Origin of the sequence: Microvirga terricola, assembly GCF_011777495.1 — a bacterium.
Lineage (GTDB): Bacteria > Pseudomonadota > Alphaproteobacteria > Rhizobiales > Beijerinckiaceae > Microvirga > Microvirga terricola.
This window is the reverse complement of the sequence record NZ_JAATJS010000001.1, coordinates 695,961-721,094: the sequence shown is the minus strand read 5'-3', so window position 1 is coordinate 721,094 and position 25,134 is coordinate 695,961. Positions and strand designations below refer to the sequence as shown.

Below are 25,134 nucleotides of genomic sequence, written 5' to 3'. Positions count from 1 at the left end.
CGTGCAGCGTCGCTCGCTGCCGTTCAGGGGAGCGAGGAAATGCATCAGGGGAGTTCAGCCGAACTCCCCTCGTTTTATTGGCGGGCCATGTGAACCGGTCCTAGCCCGCAACGACCGCCGCTCTGTGGGGATCATCTGAGCCTAGCGTTAAGAATATTTTCAGTCGATAGCGGCTTTGCCTTTTTGCAAACAGCATTCCTTTTTCTGCAAGCTTCTCACCGTCATGATATTTCAAAACATTGACTTTAAGGTTCAGCGCTTGGGCACGCGAATATCCAAACGTCATGCTGAACGGGGTCTCAGCCCTTGCCGCCCGTAAAGAAGCGTTTAAGGTCATTGGCTATGTTATAGCATTAAATGCGGACAACACCGCAGAACCTTGGGGGCAACCAATGACCATCGTCACCGAATGGGGAAGCAAAGATCCCTTCCTGATCAACACCACGACAGATCTGAGCCAGAGCAAGGGAAGGGTGGTTGCTCTCAAGGACGGGACGTTTCTGGTGGTTTGGGAGCATACCCGCCTGACGTCGCCCGGCGCCACATCCTCTGAAACCGATATTTACGGCCAGATCTTCAATGCGGACGGCACGAAGAAGGGGGGGGAGCTCGTCATCAACGGCCGGGCGGGAAATCAGATGGATCCGAAGGTGGCGGTTCTGGCTGATGGTCGCGTTGTCGTGACGTGGGTGGACAAGAGCGGCTTCTCGGAAGCCGGCGGAGACATTCGCGCTCAGGTTCTGAACGTGGATGGCACGCCCAGCGGCAGCGATTTCGCCGTCAATACGGCGACCGCCGGCATTCAGCAGGACCCGGTCATCGCCGCTTTGGCCGATGGTGGTTTCGTGGTCAGCTGGACAACTTGGGCCGGCTCCGACCCCGATATCAGATCCCAGGCTTTCAAGGCTCCCGTCGGCACGGCCGTGCCGGAGAAGGCGAGCCCGACGGAAGTCAATGTCAACACGACGACATTTCTTCCTCAAATGACTCCCACAGTCGCAGGTCTCAGCAATGGCAACTATGTCGTTCTCTACTACGACGTGAGCGGCGGTACTTCCGGGCTTCCACCGACGATCCGCGGGCGCATCCTCAAGCCGGATGGCACCCCCGCCGTCGATGCGTCAAACAATCCCATCGCCGAGTTTGCAGTCGCAAAATCCCTGGGCCAAAAAAGCCTCCCGAAGGTGGTTGCCCTGGCCGATGGCCGTTTCCTCGCTACGTGGAATTATGACGATCCGGAGAGCGGCGACGGTTCCGGCTTCAGCGTCAAGGGGCAGCTCTTCAATGCGGACGGAACGAAAGCTGGTGGCGACTTTGTGGTCAACACGTCGACCGAAGGAAACCAGAAATTCTCCTCGATCGTAGCACTGTCGGATGGCGGGTTCGCTGCAGCGTATGCGGATTTCGGGCCTCAGACGGGGATCCGTGTCGCCATTTTCAACAGCAAGGGCCTTCGCGCGGATGAGGACTATTTCCTCCCCATGCCAATCGTTGAATCGGTTGACGAAACCAAGCCCCTTCCAGGGAAAGCAAACGTTGCTGCGAACGCGATTTCTCTCGCCGCACTTGAGGATGGTCGCCTTGTGTTGACCTGGGCCGAGAATGGATGGCGGCCTGAGGATATGGCTGGCGTCTACGGCATCATTCTGGAGCCCCGCAACAAGGGCGTGACGCTGGGCGGCAATGGGCTCGACAACAACTACATCGGCACGAAGTATGCCGACGTCATGTTTGGCCAAGCCGGAATCGACAATCTTCGGGGCGAAGATGGCGACGATATTCTCGTCGGCGGCAGTGGGGCCGACGTGCTCAACGGAGGCAGTGGTCGAGATACGGCTTCCTACGTCGATGCGGCGGCTTCCGTCACCGCAAACTTGCGCACGCCCGGCCTCAATACGGGTGATGCAACCGACGATACTTATATTTCTGTCGAAAACCTGACCGGTTCGGCCTTCGGCGATACGCTCAGCGGCGATGATGGCGATAACGTTCTCGACGGCTGGAGCGGAAGCGATAGCCTGGTCGGCGGCGGTGGGGCCGATGTCCTGATCGGTGGCGACAGCGCCACGGATACCGACAATGACGATACCCTCGATGGCGGTATCGGAGCCGATACCATGATCGGCGGCAAGGGTAACGACACCTACTACGTGGACAACGCGGGCGATAAGGTCGTCGAGGCCGTGGGCGGCGGACGGGATGTGGTTCACACCTCCGTTAGCTATGCCCTTGAAGCCGGTCTCGAGATCGAGGAGCTGCGAGCCGCGGGCGGCACTGCCGTCATCAACCTGACTGGCAATGAATTCGCCAACAGCCTCTATGGCAACGGCGCTGCGAATGAGCTCAATGGCGGCGCCGGAGCCGATTACATGGAAGGCGGCGCCGGCGACGACACCTATTATGTCGACGACCAGGGCGACGTCGTTGTCGAGGCCTTCGACCAGGGTGTCGATACTCTCGTCATCACCAAGGACTTCGCGAGGGACAGCACCTACAATCTCGGTGCTTACGCGAACATGGACGACATGCGGGCCTTCAATGAGGCCGGGAACGTCGCCCTCATCGGCAACAGCGGCGCCAACCGGATCACTGGCAACGACGGCCACAACCGCCTGGACGGTGGTAACGATACGCTCGTCGATACGCTCGCCGGCGGCAAGGGTGACGACACCTATGTCATCCGTCACGAGGGCGACGTTCTGGTCGAGTTGAACGCGGAGGGCACGGATACCGCCCTTGTCGCCACCAGCAGCTTTACGCTCCGCAAGGATGTCTCGATTGAAGTCATTCAGGCCGACAAGAGCAGTGGCGTCACCAACTTCACGCTGACCGGCAACAATCTCGCCAACACCATCAAGGGCGGCGATGACGACGACGTTCTCGATGGCGGCGGAGCGGCCAACGATGCGGCTGACAGGCTCGAGGGTGGGCTCGGCAACGATACGTATCATGTCCGCCATGGTGGCGACGTGGTCGTGGAGGCTGCCGATGGAGGTGCCGATGACAAGATCATCGCCCATACCAGCTATACGCTCGGGGCTGGCGTCTTCGTGGAAACGCTCGAGGCTGCCACGGGCAGCGCGACCATCGCCCTGACCGGTAACGCAGAAGGCAACGTTATCATCGGCAATGCCGGCGACAACGTGCTGGAAGGGCGTGGCGGCAATGACACCATCGACGGCGGCGGCGGCTTGAACACCGTTGTCTTCACTGGCGTGAAGGCGGATTACACCATCACCAAAAACCTCGACGGCACCGTTACCATTGCCGACAAGCAAGCCGGCCGGGATGGTACCGACCTCATCAAGAGCGTGAAATATGCTCGCTTCAGTGACGAAATCGTCGATCTGCAGGCGCGTCCGACTCTCTCCATCACAGCCACCGATGCGGTAAAGCTCGAGGGCAGCGACGGGAGCTGGGTGGATTACACCTTCACCGTGACCCGCAGCAACACGGAGGGCGGCCCCACGGCCCGTTGGACGGTTACAGGCCTCTCCGACGACGAGATCCTGGCCCGGGAAGGAACCGTCACCTTCAATCCCGGTGTCACTACCACAACCATCACCATCAAGATCAAGGCCGATACGCTGATCGAGGACAACGAAGTCTTCACGGTCGCCTTGTCCGATGCAAGCGGCGCGACGATTGCCAACGGCACGGCGACGGGCACGGTCATCAACGACGACACGCTGCCCGCGCTGTCGATCGTGGCCGAGGACGCGGTGAAGCTCGAAGGCAATGACTCTGCGTTCACCGAATTCACCTTCGTCGTCACGCGCAGCAGCGGCTTTGGCCCGTCTTCCGTCAATTGGACAGCGTCGGGCTATGGCCCGAACCCCACTTCGGACGATGACTTCGAGATCAACCCGCTAACCGGGAAGGTGTCCGGCACGGTGGTTTTCGCCAATGGCGAGACCTCGAAGATCATCAAGGTGAAGATCAAGGTCGACACGCAGTTCGAGCAGAACGAGGGCTTCATCGTCACGCTCTCCGATCCCACGGACGCTGTCATCGCCAACGGCAGCGCCACTGGCGTGATCCTGAACGACGACGCGTCTTCGGCGGCGGATACGGCGCCGACCGATCTTCGCCTGACGACGGGCGAAGCGGTCGCATCGATCAACGAGAACCTGGCAGCGGGGCAAATCGTTGCCCGCGTCATGGCCAATGACAATGCTTCCGCGAGCGAGCTTCGCTACTACATCGCGGAGAACGCCAATTTCGTGATCGATGAGCTCACAGGTGAGATCAAGGTCAAGCATGGGGCCGTGCTCGATTACGAGAAAACCAAGACCTATACGATGGCGGTGACAGTGAAGGACCGGAATGGTGCCGGTCAGCAAACCACCGAGAATATCGTCATCAACCTCGTTGACGTGAACGAGGCTGCAACGGATATCGCCTTCACCAGCCTACAGGTCGTAAAGGCGGGAATGACGTCCGCAGGAGCGAATGTGGTGCTGGCGACAGCGATCGATCCGGATGCTCCCGCAGAGTTCCAAAAGGCCCTCTACCGGTTTGCCAACGGAGCGACGACGGACGGGATCTTCTCCATCGACGTCAACACCGGGCAGATTGTCACGAACCGGGCCGTCTCGGCCGAAGACGTGGGAGAGCATACGCTCAACGTGGTGACCTATGACGCCACGAACATGATACTCTCCTCCACGAAGTCTTACACCGTCAAAGTCGCGCCTGCGGCCAACCAGGCTCCGTCGAGCATTGCTCTGACGACAGGCGGCACGGTGGCCCTCGCTGACGAACACACCTGGGGCGGCACCATCGTGGCCCAGGCCGTCAGCTACGACGATGGCGGCGCGGCTGGCTTACGTTACTCGATGACCGACAACACCTTCGAGATCGATGCCCTCACTGGCCAAATCCGGGTCAAGAGCGGGCTTGTGCTCGACTTCGAAGCCCAAAGCACCCACACGTTCGCGGTCACTGCAACGGATGCTGAGGGCCTCAGCACAACCGGGAACATCACGATCAATATCGTCGACAAGCTCGATATCTGGAGAGGCACGGCGCGCAAGGACGTGCTCGTGGGGACCAATGGTCCCGACAGGTTCTACGGTGGCAGCGGCAACGACAAGCTCATCGGCGGCCAGGGTCAGGACATCTTCGTGTTCGACTCGAAGCTCGGCACGGCCAAGACGAATCCTAAGAAGAACTTCGACACGATCGTTGACTTCAACGTCGCCGATGACGGGATCTGGCTCGACGACAAGGTGTTCAACAACAAGGACATGAAGAAGCTGGGCAAGGGTGCGAACGAGCTCAAGCCGAAGCAGCTGAACAAGAATTTCTTCAGCCTCGACAAGGCCAAGGACGCAAACGATTACATCGTCTACAACAGAAAGACTGGTGTGTTGTACTACGATCCCGACGGCTCGGGCGACAAGCAGGCGATCGCGATAGCCAAGCTCAGTAAGAAATTGAAGATGACCTATAAGGACTTCTTCATCGTCTAAGCCGGGTCTCCGGTCCAGCACGGCAAAAAAGCCCCTTCCGCCGGAAGGGGCTTTTTTGATTCAAGGGAATAATCGGGCGACCGGTTCTCCGCGCCTGCGCGCGAACAGTGCGGCGCCAAAATGGGACCTGGCGGCAAAGCGGCTGAAAGTCGCCGCTTTCGAGCCTTCTTATGCGTTGACGCGACGTTCGGCGTCCCGCAAAAGCGCGGCCTGAGCGTGTTTGTTCGCTCGCCCGGCTGCTCACGATGCTCTTTAATTCCTTCGCGTTCCTGCTGCTCTTTCTGCCCGCCGCGCTGCTGCTCCACTGGCTCGTGGAGCGGTTCCGTCCAGACTGGCGGCTGCCGCTGCTGCTGTTCCTATCACTGGGGTTCTACAGCTATTGGGATTGGCGCTTCGCGCCACTGCTCGCGACCTCTGTGGTGGTCAACTGGCTGGTGGCACAAGCCTTCATCCGCACAGGGCGGGACATCCTGATCCCGCTTGCGGTTATCACGAATCTGCTCGTTCTCGCGATCTTCAAGTATTTCAATTTCTTCGCCGACATGGCGAACCTGATCCCCGGCATGCAGGCGTCTCATTGGGATCTCGCCCTCCCGCTCGGCATTTCCTTCTTCACCTTCCATCACATCATGTATTTGACGGATCTGAAGAAGGGCAAAGCACCCCGCTACGATCTCGTCCGCTACGGGCTCTACATCGCCTTCTTCCCGCAGGTTCTCGCAGGACCCCTGGTGCGCTGGAGCGAGATCATGCACCAGTTCGAGGGGCGGCCCTATCAGCGCCCCGACGCGGAAGAGCGCTTCGCCCGCGGCCTGATGCTTTTGGTCATCGGCCTCGCCAAAAAAGTGTTTTTGGGCGATCAGCTGGCGCAGCTTGCCAATCCGGTGTTTCAGGCGGCAACAAACGGCGCATCGGTGACGATGGCGGATGCCTGGCAGGGGACGCTGGCTTTCACCTTCCAGATCTATTTCGACTTCTCCGGCTACACGGACATGGCGCTCGGTATCGCGCTGTTGTTCGGCATCGTACTGCCGCAGAATTTCGATGTGCCTTATCGCGCCACCTCGCTGCAGGACTTCTGGCGGCGCTGGCACATGACGCTCTCGCGCTTCCTGCGTGATTATCTCTACATCCCCATGGGCGGAAACCGGCACGGGCTTGCGGTGCAACTCGGCGCGCTCTTCGCGACCATGGCGCTCGGCGGCCTGTGGCACGGGGCCAATCTCACCTTCGTCGCCTGGGGAGCGCTGTTCGGCCTTGGCCTCGGGCTCGGCGTGCTGTGGCGGCGTGCGGGCGGGCTGATGCCTGCTATCGCGGGCTGGGCGTTGACCTTTCTCTTCGTCGCCTTCGCCTGGGTGCTGTTTCGCGCACCGACCTTCGAGGGGGCGCTGAAAATCTATCGTGGCCTCCTTGGTCTCAGCGGAATCGGCAGCGGCTTCAAGTGGCGGACCATTCTCATCGCTGCGGCCATTGCCACCATCGGCCCGACAACCTGGGATTTCGTGTTCAAACTGCCGGCCCGGCGCTGGCTCGTGAACACCTCCGCCATCCTCTTTGCGGTGCTTTTTGCATTGGTCATGCTCAAGCTGGGCGATGACGGCAGCTACGAATTCATCTATTTCCAGTTCTGACGGGCGCTGCAGCAGGGATCCTGATGGTGGGCACTTTCCCGCAGGGATTGAGGGATGACGAACCAGCGGGCGACCAGAGCCGCGCGGTCTGGGCCGTGTTCCCGCTTTTATTCGCTGGCCTGACGGCCCTCATCCTTTTCTCCGCCACGGGCTGGTCGCTTCTGATCGATCCCTACTGGGCTTTCCGGGCCGACCCGCCGTGGCTGAAAGCGACGCAAGGCGCGAACCGTCTGCTCGATACGGAGGACCGGCGGGCGAAGCCGCTGCAATTCGTGACGCGGACGACGCCAGACACCGTGCTCGTCGGAAGTTCCGTGGTCTATCGCGGCATCGATCCCGACGATCTCTCGCCGGAGAGCGGCAGGGCATTCAATTTCGGCCTCTCGGCGCTGATGTCCTACGAGCTACCGACGCTCGCCCGGCTGATTGCGGCAAAGCCCTCACCACGCACAGTGGTGATTGGCCTCGATTATTTCGCCTTCACGAATTTTCCCGTGCATGTTCGCGTCGCGCCTAACCTCGACACATGGACGGGACGCATGGCGCTCGTGACGTCCTCGGTCCTGAGCTGGACGAGCGTCAGCAGCGCTCGCTCAGGCTATCTTGCGCAGACCTATGAACCGGGCGGATGGAAGCCGAACGGCTTTCGCCATACGCCCGACCGCAGCGCATCCGCGACCCTTGAGGAAAACCGCATTCAGGCGGTCAACCTGCGAGGTTTCGATCCGACGCTCGTCCTTCACCTCACGGGTGCGCTGACAACGCTGCGTGACCGCCGCGTCATTCTCTATCTCACGCCTTTGAGCAAGGCGCAGCGCCGCATCTTTGCGCAAAAGGGACGTTCGGAGGATTGGGAGCGTTGGCGCGAAGCCATGACAGCGACCGCGCGCACAATGGACGTGCCGCTGCACGATCTCTCTCACACGCCACAATTCGATGATTTCGATCCGGCGCAGGGATCATCACGCTATTGGTACGACAACCTGCATTTCAAACCCATCGTCGGGCGCTGGGTTCTGCAACGGATCGGATTGGCGCGGCCTTAGAGCATGATCAGAGCAAGTGGATACCGGTTGTTCGCCCGGATCATGCGGCAATAATGAATCGGCCGCGCCGTTACTTTCTTATTTGCGCTGATAGCTCGCCTTCATGACGTGTCGCCACGTACTGTCCTCGTTGAGCATGCGCGAGGTCAGCACGCGCCGGTCGTCGCTTTCGAAGGTGATGATGTCCTGATACTTTGCGCGCCGTCCTTCAGACCAGAAATCGGGACCTTCCGTGTCGAGCGTCAGCACATTGCCGTCGACAATACCCTCGTAGATCCACATGTGGCTCATCATCGAACCGACCCAGGAGCCGATATAGCGGCTCCTCTTCGGATCGAAGCCGAGCGTCATGATGGTGGTCGCCGCGCCGCCGCCGGGCATTTCGCCCTGGCCTTCGGCGACGAACCAGAGGCCGTCGAGAGAGCGCACGCTCTCCGACCAGGTGGGCATGTCATCCGACGTCGCGGTCCAATCGCCCGCGAGCCTCTGTAGCCACTGGTGTTCTTTCGTCGGCTTGGCCTTCATCATCTCCTCCGTATCAGAGATTATGCATCGGCGGTGCAGCACGCGTGCATCTTTGCTGTGTTCTCGTATTCGTCATGGCGGCGCACCCAATCCATGATCGTCTTCTCGTTGCGACCCTTGGGCGCACGATCAAGAAACATGAAAGCGCCAAGCATTTCTTCAAGACCGCGCGCATAGGTCGAGTAGGTGTGAAACACGTTGCCCGCATCATCCTTGGCGAAGACGCTGAGGCCCGGAAGCTCTTCCGGCATGCCCTTCGCATCGAGTTCTTCGAAATTGTAGGCGAGCTTGCCGCTGGCGAGCTGATCCTTCGTGAAGGAGACGTGGTAGTCGAAGTTGAAGTCGGTGCTAGCCGACGACGCCCAAGGGAAAGTCCAGCCCATGCGCTTGCGATAGGCTTCGATCTCGGCAAGCGACGCGCGCGACACGGCCATCAGCGTGACATCGTGATGATTGAGATGAATGCGCGCGCCCTCGAAATGATCGGCAACGAACGAGCAGCTCGGGCAACCCGCACCCCAGCCGGAGCCGAGCATGAAGTGATAGACCAGAAGCTGGCTGCGACCGTCAAAGAGCTCGGCCAGGGTCTTGCGCCCGCTAGGCGTGTCGAAGACATAGTCCTTCTCGACCTTCACCCAGGGCAGGGACATGCGCTCGGCGTTGAGTTGGTCGCGGAAGCGCGTAAATTCCTTCTCGCGTGCAAGCAGCGCCTTGCGCGCGTTCAGCCATTCTTCCTGCGAGACGACCCGGTTGTGCGACATCATTTCATCCTCCGGCTCGAGATATTCTGTTGCATTGTGTCTTGACAAGTTACGTTGATATCAACATTACTGGATCATGTCAAAATTGGTCAATGTTCCCTTTGAAACAACCCTTTTCGTCCGAGACTCGTGCCTGTGCCTCTATGTGCAGCGGGCGGCCCGCGCACTGGCGCGGCGGTTTGACGACGCGTTGCGGCCTGTCGGCCTGACGAACGGCCAATTTTCCCTGCTGATGTCTCTGAATCGGCCTCACCCGCCAAGCATGGGCGCGGTATCGTCGCTTCTCGCCATGGACCGCACGACGCTCACCGCCGCGCTCAAGCCGCTGGAGCGGCGCGGGCTTGTGACGATCGCCCCCGACCCGAAGGACAAGCGCAGCCGGCTGCTGACATTGACGCTGGAGGGCCGCCGCGTGCTGGCAAGCGCGGTGCCGATTTGGGAGAGCACGAACGCCGCAGTCGAGACTCTTCTGAAACGGAGCGACCCGGCTGCGTTCCGAGATGATCTTCGCGCCCTGTCGTGATCAAACGAACGCGAATTGCTTCTCGATGGCCTGCCGGAAGAGATCCGGTTTTCCGTAAAATTGTTGATGCGGTAGAGCGTAAAGCTGGCCCTCGTGCTCCAGAATGAGGCTCGGGAATCCGCCAAGCCCTAGCTGCGCCATGATGCCCCGCGTCTCGTCGATATGCGCATCGACGGGCACAGCGCGAAGAGCGTCGGTGAAAGCAGCCTCGGGCAATCCGATCCCAGTGGCGAGCGCAATCAACACTGGCTCTTCGACGACACGCTTTCCGTTCACGTAATGCGCGCGCTGAATCGCGCTGAGCATCGTGAGCGCCTTACCCGCATCGAGACTCTGCGCAGCGAGAACGGCGGCGATGGTGGGACGTGAATAGAAGACCGTGGTCTCATCCGGCAAAAGACCGTCGAGGTAGGCCGGGCCGAAGGTCTGGCCGGTCATGGCGGCAATGCGCGCGTCGGCCCCGCGGATCATCTCGCGCTTGGCGGGCGGCAGATGCGTCGGCTCGGCCCAAAGCCCGCCGCCATGCAGCGTGATGGCAAGACCCGGCATTTCACCGAGCGCATCGACGAGAGGCTTGGCCGCATAGCACCAGCCGCAAAGCGGATCGTAAAAGTAATGGACCACCGCCATAGCGTTCTCTGGTCTCGACTAGGTGTCAGGTGGTTGCGCTGTAGCCGAAGATCGACTTGATCTCCAAAAATTCTTCCAACCCATAGCGGCCCCATTCGCGGCCGTTGCCGGATTGCTTGTAGCCGCCGAACGGCGCGGCGTTGGTGCCGGCGGCGCCGTTGAGATGCACCATGCCCGCCCGGATCTGCCGCGCGACGCGGCGCGCGCGCTCGACATCGGCCGAGACCACGTGGCTCGAGAGGCCGTAGGCCGTGTCATTTGCAATCGCGATGGCCTCTTCCTCGGTGCGGTAAGGCAGGATGCTGATGACCGGCCCAAAGATTTCTTCGCGCGCGATGGTCATGTCGTTGCGCACGTCGGCGAAAACCGTCGGGCGGACATAGTAGCCGCGGTTGAGCCCGGTGGGGCGGCCGGTTCCGCCGGTGATAAGCCGCGCGCCTTCCGCGATGCCCTTGGCGATGAGGTCCTGGATACGGTTGAACTGAATCTCGCTGACGACGGGACCCATGGTCGTCGCCTCGTCACGCGGATCGCCAACGATCTGGCTTTCCGCCAGACGGCGCGCGATGTCGATGGCTTTGTCCTGCATGCTCTCGGGCACGAGAAGCCGCGTCGGTGCATTGCAGGATTGGCCGCTGTTGCGGAAGCAGATGCGCGTACAGGTCGAAAGTGCGGCTTCGATATCCCCATCATCGAGAACGATGAAGGGCGATTTGCCGCCGAGTTCCTGAGCGACGCGCTTCACCGTGTCCGCCGCCGCCTTCGCCACCTGGATGCCCGCGCGCGTGGAGCCGGTGAAGGACACCATGTCGATGCCCGGATGACTTGCGATGGCATGACCGACGGTGGGCCCGTCGCCGTTCACCAGATTGAACACACCTGCCGGAACACCCGCCTCGTGCATAACCTCAGCAAAGACAAGCGCGGAGATAGGCGAAACCTCGCTCGGCTTCAGCACCATGGTGCAGCCTGCAGCAAGCGCCGGGCCGACCTTGCAGGCGATCTGGTTCAGCGGCCAGTTCCACGGGGTGATGAGGCCGCATACGCCGATGGGCTCGCGGGTGACGAGCGCGGCCTCAACGACCTCGTCGAACTCGTAAGTCTTCAGCACCTTGATGATGCGCGTCAGATGCGAAAGTCCCGCCGCCGCCTGTGCGGAGCGTGCAAGCGTCAGCGGCGCGCCCATCTCGCGCGAGACGGCCTCCGCGATGTCGTCGCTGCGGCGGCGATAGATGGCGAGGATGGATTCCAGAAGCTCCAGCCGCTCCTGACGCGTCGTGCGCGCATAGGACGGGAAAGCGCGGCGGGCGGCCTCGACTGCCCGGTCCACATCGCGGGCATTGCCAAGCGCGATGCGGGTGAAGGGCTCTTCCGTCGCCGGATCGATTACGTCGAGGAGACGAACCTCATCGGGCGCAACCCACGCGCCATCGATATAGAACCGGTCATGCTGTGCCATGGTGCTCCCCGTATGCGGCTCAAGCGCCAGGCGCGAGCGTCGCGCTCGCGATCAGCTCAGAAGCCGGTATTGAACGAATAAGACACGGTCAGGCCGACAGTGACCTGGTTCTCCGAGCCGAGGCGCTTGACGATGGGGCTGTTCGCGGCATCGCCGACAAGGCGCTTATAGGTCACAAAGGCGGTGGTGGACCATCGCGGCGACCAGTCATAGGTCAGACCCGCCGTCGCGCCAACCGAGGTTACGCCGCCAGTCGGATTAAAGGGCGTCACGAGGCCGTTCAGCGAAGCCTCGAAAGGCGTCACGCCAAAATAGGTCTTCGTGAATTCGGTGTCGCCGAGGGCGACGCGGGGGCCGAGAGAAAGCGTGAAAGCGCCAAGCCGCCGCACGTAGTCGAGGCCGAGATCCGCGACGAAACCGTTGTGGCCATTGATGCCGTGGCGCAGTTCCACGCGAGCGCGCAGAAAGCTCACGGGCCAGTATTCGACGAAGACGCCGGGCTCCACGGCCCAGTTGATCTTGTCCAGGCCGAAGAGGCGGTGGTCGGTCTGGAGGTAGCGCCCGCCCTGGAAGCGGCCGACGACGCCCACGCGCAACGCGGAATCGTCGAGAATCGAGAAGCTGAACCCGTCATCGGGCGCGCTGAAACGCTCCGGCGTGCCCGCGCGGCGAAAGCTGAGGGACGGATAGCCGAACACGGTTAATTTGTCCGCGCCCGGATAGGCGGGGCCAACTTGCACATTGCCCTTGACGGTCGCGATCCAGCCGGTCTCAGCGACAGGAGCCGCAGGCGGCTCGGCCGCGAATGCGGGTGTCAAAGCCGAACCGACGGCAAAAGACGCGAGGACGGGCAAAATCTTTGACGAACGCATGACGTTTCCTGCACGGAGCTGAGCGGCTCGTTCAGACCCCAAAATAGGCATAAGGTCAAGCATCGCCTGCCGTGGTACCCACGCCGTCGCTCACGCGACCTCGGCACTCAACTGGCGGGGCGCGAGCGAGAAAACGAGCTCCTTCAACGGCTTCGGGAACCCGAAATAATAGCCCTGCACCTCGGTGCAGCCGGCCGCGCGAAGTTGGACGAACTGATCCTCCGTTTCGACGCCCTCGGCGGTTGTGGACATCCCGAGGCTTTCCCCGAGCCGCGTGATCGATTGCACGATGGCCAGGCAATCCGCGCGCGTGGACAGTTCGCGCACGAAGGATTGGTCGATCTTGATCTTGTCGAAGGGAAAACTGCGCAAGTAGCTCAGCGAGGAATAGCCCGTGCCGAAATCGTCGAGCGCGATGCGCACGCCAAGGCCGCGCAACTCGTGGAGGATGGTGAGCGTCGCGTCGTTGTCCTGCAACAGCACCGACTCGGTGATTTCCAGCTCCCGCCGATCGGGCGCAAGGCCCGAGGCCGAGAGCGCATTGACCACGCTCGTCACGAGACCCTTGTTACGAAACTGGACCGGCGACAGGTTGACCGCAACCTTGAGGTTTCCCGGCCAGGTCATCGCATCCTTGCAGGCCTTGGCGAGAACCCATTCGCCGAGCGGGGCGATCAGGCCGGTATCCTCCGCAATCGGAATGAACTCGCCGGGCGGGATGAGGCCGCGCTCCGGGTGCCGCCAGCGCAGAAGCGCTTCGAAGCCGCTGATTTCGCTCGACGCGATATTGACCTGAGGCTGGTAGAACGGCTCGAACTCGCCGTTGGCGAGCGCCTTGCGCAAATCCAATTCCAGCACCCGGCGCGCCTGGAGCTGCACGTCCATGTCCGGCTCGAAGAACCGATACGTGCCGCGTCCCTGCGATTTCGCGCCGTAGAGCGCGAGATCCGCGTGCTTCAACAACTGATCGGGCGAGACCGCGCCATCCGCCGTCAGCGCGATGCCGACGCTCGCGCCGATGACGACTTCCTGTCCCTCGAGATCATAGGGCGCGCCCAAGGTTTCCACGATGCGCGCAGCGAGCGACGCGCTGGCCTGAGCCTCAGTGACTCCGATCTGGAGAACCGCGAATTCGTCGCCGCCGAGGCGCGCGACCACATCGCCGTCACGCACACAGCTCAACAAACGCGCCGCGACCTCCTTAAGAAGCAGGTCTCCGGTTTCATGGCCGAGGGAGTCGTTGACGTCCTTGAAGCGGTCGAGATCAAGGCACAGAACGGCAATCGTGACGTTCTGGTTCTGCGCGGTGGCCAGCGCGTCCTCCATGCGCTCACGGAAGAGGACGCGGTTGGCGAGATCCGTCAGCGCATCGTGATGCGCCATGTAGGCGATCTGCGATTCCACCCGACGTCGCTCGGTGATGTCTTCATAGGTCGCGACCCAACCGCCGGTGGCCATGGGCTGATGCGACACGGCGAGCGTGCGGCCATCGGGATGGCCCTGGATGAAGGAGGCACTGCGCCGGCTGCGGATGAGCTCCTGCTGCTCGACACAGATCTGCCTGAGGGCGTCGGCCCCCTCCCACCCCTGCAATTCGGCCTGCATCACCAGCGCGCTGAGCGGCGTGCCGGGCTGGACGGTCCTGTCGAGGCCGAAGAGCTGCGCGAAGCGCGCGTTGAACACGATGATCCGGTCGGCGGAATCGACCATGCAGAGGCCGTGCGACATGTTGTTGAGCGCAGCGTCGAAACGCTCGTTCTGGGTGCGCAGCTCCTTGCCCTGGATCTGCAGCGCCTCGTTGCGGACCTGCAGCTCCTCATAGGCATCCGCGAGCGCCTTGTTGGCCCGGGCCAGTTGAGCCGATGTCTGCCGCAGATCTTCTGCCAGATCATGCAACTCGCGATGCGCGCGGCCCAACAGCCGGTTGTGCCAGCCGAGGAGACCGATCATCAGGAATCCGCACAGGATCAATCCGCCCGCAAGCGCTGAGAACAATTGGTGCAGGCGGATGAGTTCGTGCTGGTCCTCGGCCACGCGCTGCGCGCCATAGTGATTGGCAGCGGAGGCAAGTTCGACGATCTTGGTCTCGAGCGGAGTCAAAATCTCAAGCGCGGTTTGGGCCGCGCCCGGGGCTTCGATGTTCGCGATCAACGGTTCAAGCGCGACCAGCGCCTCGTTCAGCCGCTGGACTGTGGCCTGCCGCTCGGGATCGCGCTTGATGAAGTCCTGAAATTCTCCGTCGCTCATCAGATTCGAGCGATTGAGCAGAATCTCGAAACGCAGCTCCAGATCGTCCGGCACTCCGCGGACGCCGGGGACGCTCAAGGCGACCAGGCGCTGCTCAAGCCGGGTCAGTTCGGAAACCGCCTGGCTCGCGAGCCAGGAGGTGTTGTAGCGCGCCACCTGCTTCAGAGCGTCCTGACGCTCGACGATGGTGTGCGAAATGTAAGCCGCCGACAGAAGGAAGAAGCCGATGACGACTGAAAGCAGAAGTTTGAGTATGCGCAGCGACAAAGGCTCCCCCCTTCAACGCCGTCACTTGATGATGATTTTCGCGACCTGCCAGACCGAGCGGCCGTAGAAGGTCTGGCTCTTCAATTCCGGATGATTGTCGAAAGGATAGATCACGAACAGGGGACCCTTGTCGCGGACCGGCATGTATTCACCGTTCCGCTTGAGCGCCAGGATGACGTTGTATTTGGCGAAATCCTCCACCGGGATCTCGCTGCTGTAGTCGTTGAGCGCGACGAAGATCGCGCGCTGCCCGTCGGCTCCCACATGCTTCAAGAGCGTGGCGATGGGCACGCCCTCGAACTTCACCGCACCGTTGTACCACGGCGTCGTCGTCTCCACGGTCACCATGCCGAGCGCTTCCAGCATGGGGCGGTCGAACTGGGCGCTGTCATCCTTGTTCGTGGTGTCGATCTTGCCGGAAATGGTCAGGATCGGCTTTTCGGCCGGTGTCCCCAGCGAGCCGGCCTGAGCGGTGCTGACCATGAGGAAGCCCATGGTGCCGACCAAGGCCAGAGCAAGTTTTCGTCCGATTTTTAGGCCAAGCATACCATTCTCCGGCTTGTGTCTTACGAAACCAACGCAGAAGCGTATCATTATCTCCGCATTCTTCCTATTATTCTCAAAGTATGGGATATAATTCCCCCTAATACCGGGGTCTATTCGCCTCTATCGCCACAACGTACCAGCGTCTATTTAATAGGACGTTAGGGAAAGCGTGAGTATTTGAAAAGCGGCCATATATAGGACAGACATGAATTTTCACAACCGTGACGTGAAACTCTCGCGACTCTGCAATGAAGCATTGGACGAACCGATCGACGACGCCGAACGGGCGGTCATGATCGCGTCCGCAGCAGAGAAGCTCGAAGAGCTTTTCGACATTCTACGCATCGACCATCAGAACGATCACAACACCCGCGATACCCCTCAGCGCGTGGCCAAGATGTTCGTCGAGGAGATCCTGCAGGGGCGCTACACGGCGCCGCCGCGCATCACCGAATTCGAGAACGCACGCGCCTACGATCACCTCATCATCACCGGCCCGATCGAGCTGCGCTCCATGTGCGCGCATCACCTCATGCCGATCTACGGTCATGCCTATGTCGGCATCCTTCCCTCGGCGGAGGGCAAGATCATCGGCCTGTCGAAATACGACCGTATCGTCGACTATTTCGCCTCGCGGCTGCAGATCCAGGAAGAGTTGGTCAAGCAGATCGGCGACTACATCGTGGAGATGACGAAGCCGCGCGGATTGGCCGTGCGCATCAGCGCCGTCCATATGTGCAAGACGCAGCGCGGCGTCCGCTCGAGCCACCGCAGCCGCATGGTCAATACCTGCTTCTGGGGCGACCTTGCCGCGTCGAGCGAGCTGAAAAGCGAATTTCTGAACGAGTGCATCGCGCTGGACCGCGCCGGTTCGGAATAAGCGCCGGGAGAGAGTGCCCATGAACATGACCGTCGCCCCTCCCTCGCTCAGCCACGATCGCGCACCGACGGCGCGCGCGGTCTATCGCTCGACCAAGACCTACGACCATATCGAGGGTCTTTCCTGCTGCTTCCGCCAATGGCGGGCAACGCATTCTCATTGCCGGCTGATGCACGGCTATGCGCTCGCCTTCCGGTTCGTCTTCGCCACGCATGAGCTCGACGAGCGCAACTGGTGCTTCGATTTCGGCGGCCTCAAGCCGGTCAAGGAATGGCTGAAAACCATGTTCGACCACACGCTGCTGGTGGCCGAAGACGATCCCGAGCTGCCGCGCTTCATGGAGCTTCAGCAGGCGGGCCTCGTGGACCTGCGCGTGCTGCCCGCCGTCGGCTGCGAAGCAACGGCCAAGTTCGTGTTCGACTATGTTGCTGCCTTCGTCCGTGAGCAGACGAACGCCCGCGTCTGGCTCGAAAGCGTCGAGGTCAAGGAGCACGGCGGCAACTCCGCCATCTACGGCTAAGACTCACGGATAACGGCGCAAGATGCGGCCGCCAACGGCGGCTCTAGATTCCTCCCCTCGGCGGGCGCGAACGGTTTCGCCACCGCCGTTTGAGGACGCCTCGATGCCGATGCTCGATAGCGGGATCTCCTCCCGCTCAGCCCTTCCAGCCGAACCCGAGAGGCGCGGATTGCGCGACCTCCAGCAGGCCGCGCGCCCCGTTCTCGTAGCGCTGCCTGCCCTCGGCCTTGCGCTCGGCGCTTATGCCTTCTTCTTCGGTGCCAAAAGCTGGGCCGGCCCAATCTGGGCCATCGCGACGCTTCCCGTCCTCGTGATGCTGCTGATCGAGATCGTCGCGAGCCTGCGGCGCGGCGATGTCGGCCTCGATATCGTAGCCGCGCTCTCCATGACCGGCGCTCTCGTTTTCGGAGAATATCTTGCCGCCATCGTCGTCGCGCTGATGTATGCGGGCGGGCAATATCTCGAAAGCTATGCCGAGCGTCGCGCCAACCGCGAGATGACGGCGCTTCTATCCCGCGTGCCGCGCAAGGCCATGCGCTATCGCGATGGCCAGCTGGAAGAAGTCGGCCTCAACGCCGTGGCGCCGGGCGATCGGCTGCTGATCCGGCGAGGCGATATCGTCCCCGTCGACGGTACTGTGGATGCCGGCATCGCCATTCTCGATCAATCGGCGCTCACCGGCGAATCGATCCCCGTGCAGCAGCGCGCTGGCGATGCGGTGATGAGCGGCGCGACCAATGTGGGCGATGCGTTCGATCTTTTGGCGACCTATCGGGCCGATCAGAGCACCTATGCCGGCATCGTGCGCCTGGTTGAAGCGGCGCAGCGCTCGAAAGCACCGATGGCGCGGCTGGCAGACCGCTTCGCGATGGTTTTCCTCGTCGTCACGATTGTGCTTTCTGGCGGAGCATGGTTCCTCACGGGCGATCCCATCCGGGGCCTTGCGGTGCTCGTCGTCGCAACCCCTTGCCCGCTCATCCTCGCGGTTCCGGTCGCCATCGTCTCCGGCATCTCGCGCGCGGCAAAGACGGGCATTTTGGTCAAGGGCGGCAAGGCGCTTGAAATCATGGCGCGGGTGTGCGCGCTCGTCATCGACAAGACCGGCACACTCACCCACGGCGAGGCGCGCGTGACTCATGTGCAATCGCTTAGTTCTTTGAGCGCGGACGAACTCTTACGCATCGCTGCGTCGCTCGATCAGGCCTCAAAACACATCATCGCCCGCGCACTGGTGCAGGAGGCGCAGCAACGAGACCTGCCGCTGGCGCTGCCGACCGACGTGGTCGAAACTCCGGGCGAGGGCCTGACCGGCCGCGTGGACGGTATGAGCGTGATCGTCGGCGGACGCACCTTCGTCGCCACGCGCACACCGGGCGCAAAGGAAGCCTTGGCAAGGAGCAAGCACCCGTCAGGCGCGGTGACGGTCGCCGTCGCCGTGGATGGACGGATCGCAGGCATCCTCGTCCTCGCCGATGAATTGCGCTCAGGCACGGCGCATCTGCTGCGCGACCTGCGCGCGGAGGGCGTGGAACGTATCGTGCTCGCGACCGGTGACCGGCCCGACGTCGCTCAAGCCGTCACCGCCGGTCTCCCGCTCGATGCGATCCACTCGGAGCTGACGCCCGAGAACAAGATCGCTGTCGTGAAAGCGGAAAAGCCACACGGTCCGGTGATGATGGTCGGCGACGGCGTCAACGATGCACCCGCGCTGGCGGCCGCCGATCTCGGCGTCGCCATGGGGGCGAAGGGCGCAGCGGCCTCGGCGGAGGCGGCCGATGTTGTGCTTCTGGTCGATCGTCTCGACCGCCTGCTGCTCGGCATCCGCATCGCGCGCCGCTCGCGGGGAATCGCGCTGCAGAGCGTTCTGGTGGGAATCGGCCTGTCCTTCGTTGGCATGATCACCGCCGCCTTCGGCTATCTCACGCCTGTCGAAGGCGCGCTGATCCAGGAAGGCATCGACGTGGCGGTGATCCTCAATGCGCTGAGGGCGCTGGGCGGTGGGGTGAGAGCAAACCCCAGCTGAAATCCTTTCACCCCTCGCCCGGTGTAACGAAACGGCCTATACGGCTTCCAACACAGGGGAGCATCGCAATGACCTACGGCGTTGGCGTTCTAGGTCTTGGCGTCATCGGACGCCGGTTGATCGAAGGGTTTAGGGCCAACCCGCATTTCACCGTCGTTGCAGGCTACGATCCGAGTTCGGTCGATGTGGACGTGCCACGCGCAGCAAGCGCGCAGGACCTTATCGACGATCCGGCGGTCGATTGCCTCTACATCGCGACGCCGCCAGCGACGCATGAAGAATTGGTTCGTGCTGTCGCGCAAGCGGGCAAGGTCATCTTTTGCGAGAAGCCGCTTGCGGCGACGCCCGCCTCCGCGAGGGCTTGCGTTAAAGCGACGAAAGAAGCGGGCGTTTCGGCCGCCATCAACTTTCCTTTCGCGACAGCTCCCGCCGCCGTGCGGCTGAAGGAACTGGTGGAGACCGGGGCGCTCGGAGAAAATCTCTCCGCGCATCTCACATTGCGATTCAAGACCTGGCCGCGCGGCTGGCAGCATGGCGCGGTGGGTTGGCTCGCGGGCCCCGAGCAGGGCGGCTTCACCCGCGAAGTCGTCTCGCATTTCATGTTTCTGGCACAGCGTCTCTTCGGCCCGGGCAGGCTGATCGAAAGCCAGGTCGAACGTGGACTGTCTGGCACAGAAACGCGCGTCAATGCGACCGTGCAATTCGCCCGTGCGCGCCTCGTGATCGACGGCGCGGTCGAAGGCGACATCGGCGACCTCAACCGGTTCGAGGTGAAAGGCTCCGAGGGCTCCGCCGTGATGAGCGACTGGTACCGCCTGCGCCATGCCGATGAGCACATCGAACCCGCGCGGGCCGATGGTGGCCAGATTGCCGAACTCGCCAAGCTCCTGGCCGGCGAGCCCTGCCGCCTCGCGACAATGGAGGAAGCGGCTGCGGTGGTCGATATCATTGAGGGCATTCTTGCACGATCACAGGACCTGCCATGAGCACAGTGCCTTTCAAATCCGCCCAGGGCAGATCTCGCGACGTCGTCACCACCGCTGCCGTCGTCGTAACGGTCCTTGCCTGGGCTTCGGCGTTTCCGGCCATCCGCGCCGGCCTTGCAGCCTTCGGCCCGATGGAGCTGGCCGCGTTGCGCTTCACCATTGCCGCCATTCCCGCGGCGCTCTTTCTCATCGTCGTGCGCCCCGGATGGCCTGCGCTGACGGATATCTGGCGGCTTGCCGTCGGAGGCACCGTTTTCGTGGCGCTCTATGCCGGTCTGCTCAACATGGGCGAGAAGACCGTGTCGGCGGGCGCCGCGAGCTTCATCATCAACGTCAATCCCATCATCACGGCGGGACTTGCGATGGTCGTGCTTGGCGAGCGTTTCAGTGCACGCGCCTGGGCCGGCACGGCTTTGTCGTTCCTTGGCATCGGCCTTATCGCGCTCGGTGAGGGCGGGGGTCTGCGGCTCGACACCGGCGCGCTGCTCATCCTCGGCTCGGCTTTCTGCGCCTCGATCAGCACGGTGGTGCAGAAGTCGCTGTTCTCCCGGCACAAGCCGCTGACGGTTTCGGCCTGGAACATGGTGGTCGGGGCGGTCGCGCTTGGCCCCTGGCTGCCGAACGGGATGAACGAGTTCTCGGCGGCCTCCACTGAGGCCATCGTTGCCGTGGTCTATCTCGGGATCGTGCCCAGCCTGATCGCCTACGGCACCTGGGCCATCGCGCTCTCGCGCCTACCGGCAAGCCGCGCTTCGAATTTCATGTATTGCGTCCCGCCGGTCGCGACGCTCCTCGGCTTTCTCTGGCTTGGCGAAGTGCCGACGCCGCTTGGAGCTATCGGCGGCGCCATGGCGCTTGCGGGTGTCGCGATCGTGAATTTGCGTCAGAAGAGGGCATGAAAAAGCCCCTCCCATCGGTTGGCGAGAGGGGCTGTGAGGACACCTAGAGCGGCTTCAAGCCCGCTTCGATCTGCGCACGGCGCGGCTCCAGGAAAGGCGGCAGGGCGAGGCGTTCACCGAGCTTGTCCATGGGCTCGTCGGTGGCAAAGCCCGGCCCATCGGTCGCGATCTCGAACAGGATGCCGTTCGGCTCGCGGAAATACAGGCTCTTGAAATAGTAACGGTCGATGGGACCGCTGGAGGGAGCCCGGATCGCCTGCAGCCGCTCGGCGCATTCCATGTAGGTCTGCTCGTTCGGCGTGCGGAAGGCGACATGATGCACGCCGCCCGCGCCTGGCTGGGCTGGAGGCAGATGCGGCTCGACCGCTACATGAAGCTCGGCCGCGGGACCGCCGGGACCCATCTCGAACACATGAACCGGCGTTTCGCCCCGGCGATACTCCCGCGCCGCGCGCATGTCCATGCCCGCGGTCAGCACGAGCGCGGTTCGCTCCAGCTTCGGCACGCTCAATGTGATGGGGCCGAGGCCGCGGATCTGGTGCTCGAGCGGCACGGAGCTGTGAATCCAAGGGTGAGCCTCCTCACCCTGGCCGCCATCGTCGACGAGGGCGAGGCGCTGGCCTTCCGGGTCTTCAAAATCAAGCCACAGCCGCCCGTCGCGCTCGACGATCTTGTCGTGCGTGATGTTGAGCGTCTCGAAGCGCTCCTTCCACCATTGCAGGGTCTTTTCGCCGTTCACGCGCATCGCCGTCTGGGCGATGCTGTGCGTGCCGCGCCGCTCGCGCCCCACGGGCCAGTCGAAAAAGGTGATGTCCGTGCCGGGCGAGGCCTGACCATCGGCATAAAACAGGTGATAGGCCGACACGTCGTCCTGATTCACGGTCTTCTTCACGAGCCGCAGACCGAGGGCCTTCGTGTAAAAGGCATGGTTGCCGGCCGCGTCAGCGGTCACGGCTGTCAGATGATGAATTCCGGTGAGTTGCATTTCGCTCTCCTTCTTTCCGTTGACCGGAAGATAAGATTGCGGTCACGCAAACACGAGCACGACAGTCGCCAAAGTCGGATTGCAAAAAAGCAAAATTAGCAGGAGACGCTATGCCCGCGCCCGCGCGATGGCCTCGCGCTTCTGGGCAAGGGTCATGCTGCCCACATAAGCCTCCGCGCCGACGAGGAAAGACGGCGTTGCGGAAAGGCCGAGAGAACCGCCGGCCTTATAGGTATCCTTCAGCCACTGCGCCGTGCGCTCGCTGTCGGCGGCCTCGGTCAGCTTCTTGCGGTCGCCACCGAGGCGCTCGGCCTCCGCCAGAGCACGTGCGCCATCGACCGCGCCGTGGAGGCGGAAGAGCGCGAGATGGAGCGGCAGATAGCGCTCCGGCCCGTAGAGATGGAGATAGGCGAGCGCGGCCTTGTGAGCGGTGACCGAGGGCAGGCCCAGCACCGCGAAATTGACCAGCACATAGGTCAGGTCCGGCTCGGCCTTCAACAGGTTCGGCAGATCCTGCGACGAGCGTTTGCACCAGGGGCAATTGTAGTCGAAGAACTCGACCATAATCACGTCGCCATGGTCGTGGCCGAGCTTCACGACCGACGGCAGATCGAGCGTTTCCTCGATCAGCTCCACCGGCACCCGCTGCGGCTCCGGCGCGCGCTGCGCGAAAGCGGGACCGCTCGCGCCCGAGAGGGCGAGACCGGCGAGAAGGGTGCGACGGGACAGGAGCATGGGGATCGATTCTCTCTCAACACCCTCTGGTGCCTCTCGAGCGCGGCAATAACAAGGCCGGGAGGGATGGCTTCACGGGCTCGTGATGGCGACCCGCCGAACCAAGCTCACGTCGTGGCGGAACGACTGGCGATCAGAAGCCCCGCTCCAACCATCATCGCACCCGACGTGCGGTCGATGCGCGCTTTCGACAGCGACGAGGAAAAAAGCTTGCGCGCCACTTCCGCCAGAAGCCCATAGCCGAGAGCGATCAGGGTCATCACGCCCGCGATGATGCCGCAGAGGATCGCATAGCTCGACAGCGTCACGCCCGACACGTCGATCACGCCGGGCAGAAGTGCCATGTAGAAGACGATGGCGATGGGGTTGGAGAGCGTCATGGCGAGGCCGAGCGCGATTTCAGTCATGGCGCTCAATGGCTTCTTCGCCTCGGTCGTCGCGAGCACGCGGCCCGCATTGCGCCATTTCTTGATCCCGAGCCAGATCAAATAGGCCGCGCCGCCGAATTTCAGTGCGACGAACAGAGGCCCCAAAACCTCGATGAGAGCCGATAGCCCAATCACGGCGGCGGTCAGCATCAGAATCTTGCCGAGAATGATGCCGAAGGTGAGCGGCAGCGACGCGAACATGCCGTTGGCCAGCGCCCGCGCCAACAGGCCCGCGATCTCGGGACCGGGCGCGGCTGCCGAGGCAGCGAAGGCCAGCAGGAAAACGATGTATTGAGTCACGGCGCGGTCCCCCGAACGAATGTTGCTGCAATTCGTATCACAAGTGCACCAGCACCACACACCCCTACCGCTTGCGCAGCACGACTGCGCCAGAATCGCTCTTCAAAGTCCAGAGCACAATGCGGCCGTCGCGGTCGAGTTCGAGGAACATGTCGTTCGGCGCGCGTTCGAAATAGGCGGCGAAGATGGCGAAGGCGCGGGTGCCGGAAATCGGCAGGCTGATCCGTTGCAGCGGTCCGAATGTGGCTTTGGCCTCACTCAGCCAGGAGGCGAGCGCTTCGGGCGAATATTGCGCCTGCAGATCGGGCGCGAGCATGCTGTGCAAAGCACCGGCATCGCCCGTCTGGTAAATTGTCACGAGGCGCGTCGAGACGTTGAAGAGAGTGTCCTGCTCGAGCGCCGCGCCGCTCGCGGGAACGAGAATGAGAGCGAAGCCTGAGAGGGCCTGTCGGCGCGTGAGCATGACCAGGATGCCTGAAGGGAGCTTCGCCGGGCCATTCGACCCGGCGAAAGCTTGAAAAGACTTTTTAAGCCTCTTCGCCGGTCACGCCAGCGGCGTCCTGCGCTTTGAGCACATCCGGACGCGGCATCGAGATGATGTTGTAGCCGGAATCCACGTAGTGGATCTCGCCCGTCACGCCGTTGGAGAGGTCGGAGAGCATGTAGAGCGCCGAACCGCCGATATCCTCGATGGTCACCGTGCGGCGCAGCGGAGCGTGCGCCTTCTGATAGTTGAACATCAGACGCGCGTCGGAGATCCCCGCGCCCGCGAGTGTGCGGATCGGGCCCGCCGAAATCGCGTTGCAGCGGATGCCTTGCGGGCCGAGATCGGCGGCGATGTAGCGCATGCTGGCTTCCAACGCCGCCTTCGCCACGCCCATCACGTTGTAGTTCGGCATGACGCGGGTGGAGCCGCCATAGGTCAAGGTCAGCAGCGAGCCGCCATTCTTCATGCGCTTCGCCGCGCGCTGCGCGATCTCGGTAAAGGAGAAGCAGGAGATCACCATGGTGCGCGAGAAGTTTTCGCGCGTGGTGACGTCCACATAGGAACCCTTGAGCTGCGACTTGTCGGAGAAGCCGATGGCGTGGACGACGAAATCGAGGCCGTCCCAATGCTTGTCGAGGGTGTCGAAGGTGGCATCGACGGAGGCGATGTCCTCCACGTCGCAAGCCAGCACGAGGTTCGAGCCGAGCGATTGCGCCAGCGGCGTCACGCGCTTACCCAAAGCCTCGCCCTGATAGGTGAACGCGAGTTCCGCGCCATGTTCTGCGAGCGCCTTGGCGATACCCCAGGCGATGGAATGGTCGTTCGCGACGCCCATGATGAGGCCGCGCTTTCCTTGCATCAGACCCTTCACTGGAGTCCCCCTCTCCTCCGGCTCTTTTCCGCGCCGCCC

22 protein-coding genes are annotated in these 25,134 nt (G+C 62.4%); 9 read left to right on the top strand and 13 right to left on the bottom strand.

Annotated elements, in window-relative coordinates:
- Positions 1-100: 100 nt before the first annotated feature.
- A complete protein-coding gene (locus tag HB375_RS17935) occupies positions 101-286 on the bottom strand; it encodes a hypothetical protein (protein WP_205800019.1) in 186 nt (61 codons plus the stop codon).
- Positions 287-392: 106 nt separating this feature from the next.
- Between HB375_RS17935 and HB375_RS03480 the strand changes: the two genes are divergently transcribed.
- The 3 genes from HB375_RS03480 (at position 393) to HB375_RS03470 (ending at position 8,151) form a co-directional block, all read left to right on the top strand.
- Positions 393-5,474 carry a cadherin domain-containing protein gene (locus HB375_RS03480; RefSeq protein WP_167671538.1) on the top strand — a complete coding sequence of 1,694 codons (5,082 nt, stop codon included), beginning with the start codon at positions 393-395 and terminating at the stop codon, positions 5,472-5,474.
- A gap of 245 nt (positions 5,475-5,719) precedes the next feature.
- Entirely contained in the window at positions 5,720-7,105 is a 1,386-nt protein-coding gene (locus HB375_RS03475) for an MBOAT family O-acyltransferase (RefSeq protein ID WP_167671537.1), read from the top strand.
- Positions 7,106-7,128: 23 nt separating this feature from the next.
- The gene (locus HB375_RS03470; RefSeq protein ID WP_167671536.1) at positions 7,129-8,151 is read left to right on the top strand and encodes a hypothetical protein; all 1,023 of its coding nucleotides are present in this window, start codon (positions 7,129-7,131) and stop codon (positions 8,149-8,151) included.
- A 78-nt stretch (positions 8,152-8,229) separates the two neighbouring features.
- On the opposite strand, the gene HB375_RS03465 is transcribed toward HB375_RS03470, so the two are convergent.
- Positions 8,230-8,676: a DUF1579 domain-containing protein gene (locus HB375_RS03465; protein ID WP_167671535.1), complete on the bottom strand. Its 447-nt coding sequence runs from the start codon at positions 8,674-8,676 to the stop codon at positions 8,230-8,232.
- A gap of 20 nt (positions 8,677-8,696) precedes the next feature.
- A complete protein-coding gene (locus HB375_RS03460) occupies positions 8,697-9,437 on the bottom strand; it encodes a DUF899 domain-containing protein (protein ID WP_167671534.1) in 741 nt (246 codons plus the stop codon).
- 76 nt (positions 9,438-9,513) lie between these two features.
- Between HB375_RS03460 and HB375_RS03455 the strand changes: the two genes are divergently transcribed.
- The gene (locus HB375_RS03455) at positions 9,514-9,960 is read left to right on the top strand and encodes a MarR family winged helix-turn-helix transcriptional regulator (RefSeq protein ID WP_167671533.1); all 447 of its coding nucleotides are present in this window, start codon (positions 9,514-9,516) and stop codon (positions 9,958-9,960) included.
- Here the strand turns inward: HB375_RS03455 and HB375_RS03450 are convergent, their stop codons facing one another.
- From HB375_RS03450 to HB375_RS03430, 5 genes are all read right to left on the bottom strand, one after another.
- Positions 9,961-10,590: a DsbA family protein gene (locus tag HB375_RS03450; RefSeq protein ID WP_167671532.1), complete on the bottom strand. Its 630-nt coding sequence runs from the start codon at positions 10,588-10,590 to the stop codon at positions 9,961-9,963.
- A 25-nt stretch (positions 10,591-10,615) separates the two neighbouring features.
- Positions 10,616-12,049, bottom strand: a complete 1,434-nt coding sequence (locus HB375_RS03445) for an aldehyde dehydrogenase family protein (RefSeq protein WP_167671531.1) — start codon at positions 12,047-12,049, stop codon at positions 10,616-10,618.
- 56 nt (positions 12,050-12,105) lie between these two features.
- Entirely contained in the window at positions 12,106-12,921 is an 816-nt protein-coding gene (locus HB375_RS03440) for a MipA/OmpV family protein (protein ID WP_167671530.1), read from the bottom strand.
- Between the two features lie 90 nt (positions 12,922-13,011).
- A complete protein-coding gene (locus tag HB375_RS03435) occupies positions 13,012-15,435 on the bottom strand; it encodes a putative bifunctional diguanylate cyclase/phosphodiesterase (protein ID WP_167671529.1) in 2,424 nt (807 codons plus the stop codon).
- 21 nt (positions 15,436-15,456) lie between these two features.
- On the bottom strand, positions 15,457-15,930 hold the full coding sequence (locus HB375_RS03430; protein ID WP_167671746.1) for a putative pterin-binding protein: 474 nt from the start codon (positions 15,928-15,930) through the stop codon (positions 15,457-15,459).
- A 256-nt stretch (positions 15,931-16,186) separates the two neighbouring features.
- Between HB375_RS03430 and folE the strand changes: the two genes are divergently transcribed.
- From folE to HB375_RS03405, 5 genes are all read left to right on the top strand, one after another.
- On the top strand, positions 16,187-16,861 hold the full coding sequence (folE, locus tag HB375_RS03425; protein WP_167671528.1) for a GTP cyclohydrolase I: 675 nt from the start codon (positions 16,187-16,189) through the stop codon (positions 16,859-16,861).
- A gap of 19 nt (positions 16,862-16,880) precedes the next feature.
- Positions 16,881-17,381 (top strand): 6-pyruvoyl trahydropterin synthase family protein, encoded by a 501-nt coding sequence (locus HB375_RS03420; RefSeq protein WP_246728305.1) that lies wholly within the window; start codon positions 16,881-16,883, stop codon positions 17,379-17,381.
- 103 nt (positions 17,382-17,484) lie between these two features.
- Positions 17,485-19,404 (top strand): heavy metal translocating P-type ATPase, encoded by a 1,920-nt coding sequence (locus HB375_RS03415; protein WP_246728304.1) that lies wholly within the window; start codon positions 17,485-17,487, stop codon positions 19,402-19,404.
- Between the two features lie 68 nt (positions 19,405-19,472).
- Positions 19,473-20,390, top strand: a complete 918-nt coding sequence (locus tag HB375_RS03410) for a Gfo/Idh/MocA family protein (protein ID WP_167671527.1) — start codon at positions 19,473-19,475, stop codon at positions 20,388-20,390.
- The gene (locus tag HB375_RS03405) at positions 20,387-21,289 is read left to right on the top strand and encodes a DMT family transporter (RefSeq protein WP_167671526.1); all 903 of its coding nucleotides are present in this window, start codon (positions 20,387-20,389) and stop codon (positions 21,287-21,289) included. Before HB375_RS03410 ends, HB375_RS03405 begins: the two co-directional genes overlap by 4 nt.
- Positions 21,290-21,332: 43 nt before the next feature.
- On the opposite strand, the gene HB375_RS03400 is transcribed toward HB375_RS03405, so the two are convergent.
- From HB375_RS03400 to fabI, 5 genes are all read right to left on the bottom strand, one after another.
- On the bottom strand, positions 21,333-22,274 hold the full coding sequence (locus HB375_RS03400; RefSeq protein WP_167671525.1) for a ring-cleaving dioxygenase: 942 nt from the start codon (positions 22,272-22,274) through the stop codon (positions 21,333-21,335).
- 108 nt (positions 22,275-22,382) lie between these two features.
- Positions 22,383-23,009, bottom strand: coding sequence for a DsbA family protein (locus HB375_RS03395; RefSeq protein ID WP_167671524.1), 627 nt, complete (start codon positions 23,007-23,009; stop codon positions 22,383-22,385).
- A 107-nt stretch (positions 23,010-23,116) separates the two neighbouring features.
- Complete coding sequence (locus HB375_RS03390) at positions 23,117-23,737, bottom strand: LysE family transporter (RefSeq protein ID WP_167671523.1); 621 nt, start codon at positions 23,735-23,737, stop codon at positions 23,117-23,119.
- A gap of 64 nt (positions 23,738-23,801) precedes the next feature.
- Positions 23,802-24,200: a hypothetical protein gene (locus HB375_RS03385; RefSeq protein ID WP_167671522.1), complete on the bottom strand. Its 399-nt coding sequence runs from the start codon at positions 24,198-24,200 to the stop codon at positions 23,802-23,804.
- A 64-nt stretch (positions 24,201-24,264) separates the two neighbouring features.
- The gene (gene fabI / locus HB375_RS03380) at positions 24,265-25,095 is read right to left on the bottom strand and encodes an enoyl-ACP reductase FabI (RefSeq protein WP_167671743.1); all 831 of its coding nucleotides are present in this window, start codon (positions 25,093-25,095) and stop codon (positions 24,265-24,267) included.
- Between the last annotated feature and the right edge of the window lie 39 nt (positions 25,096-25,134).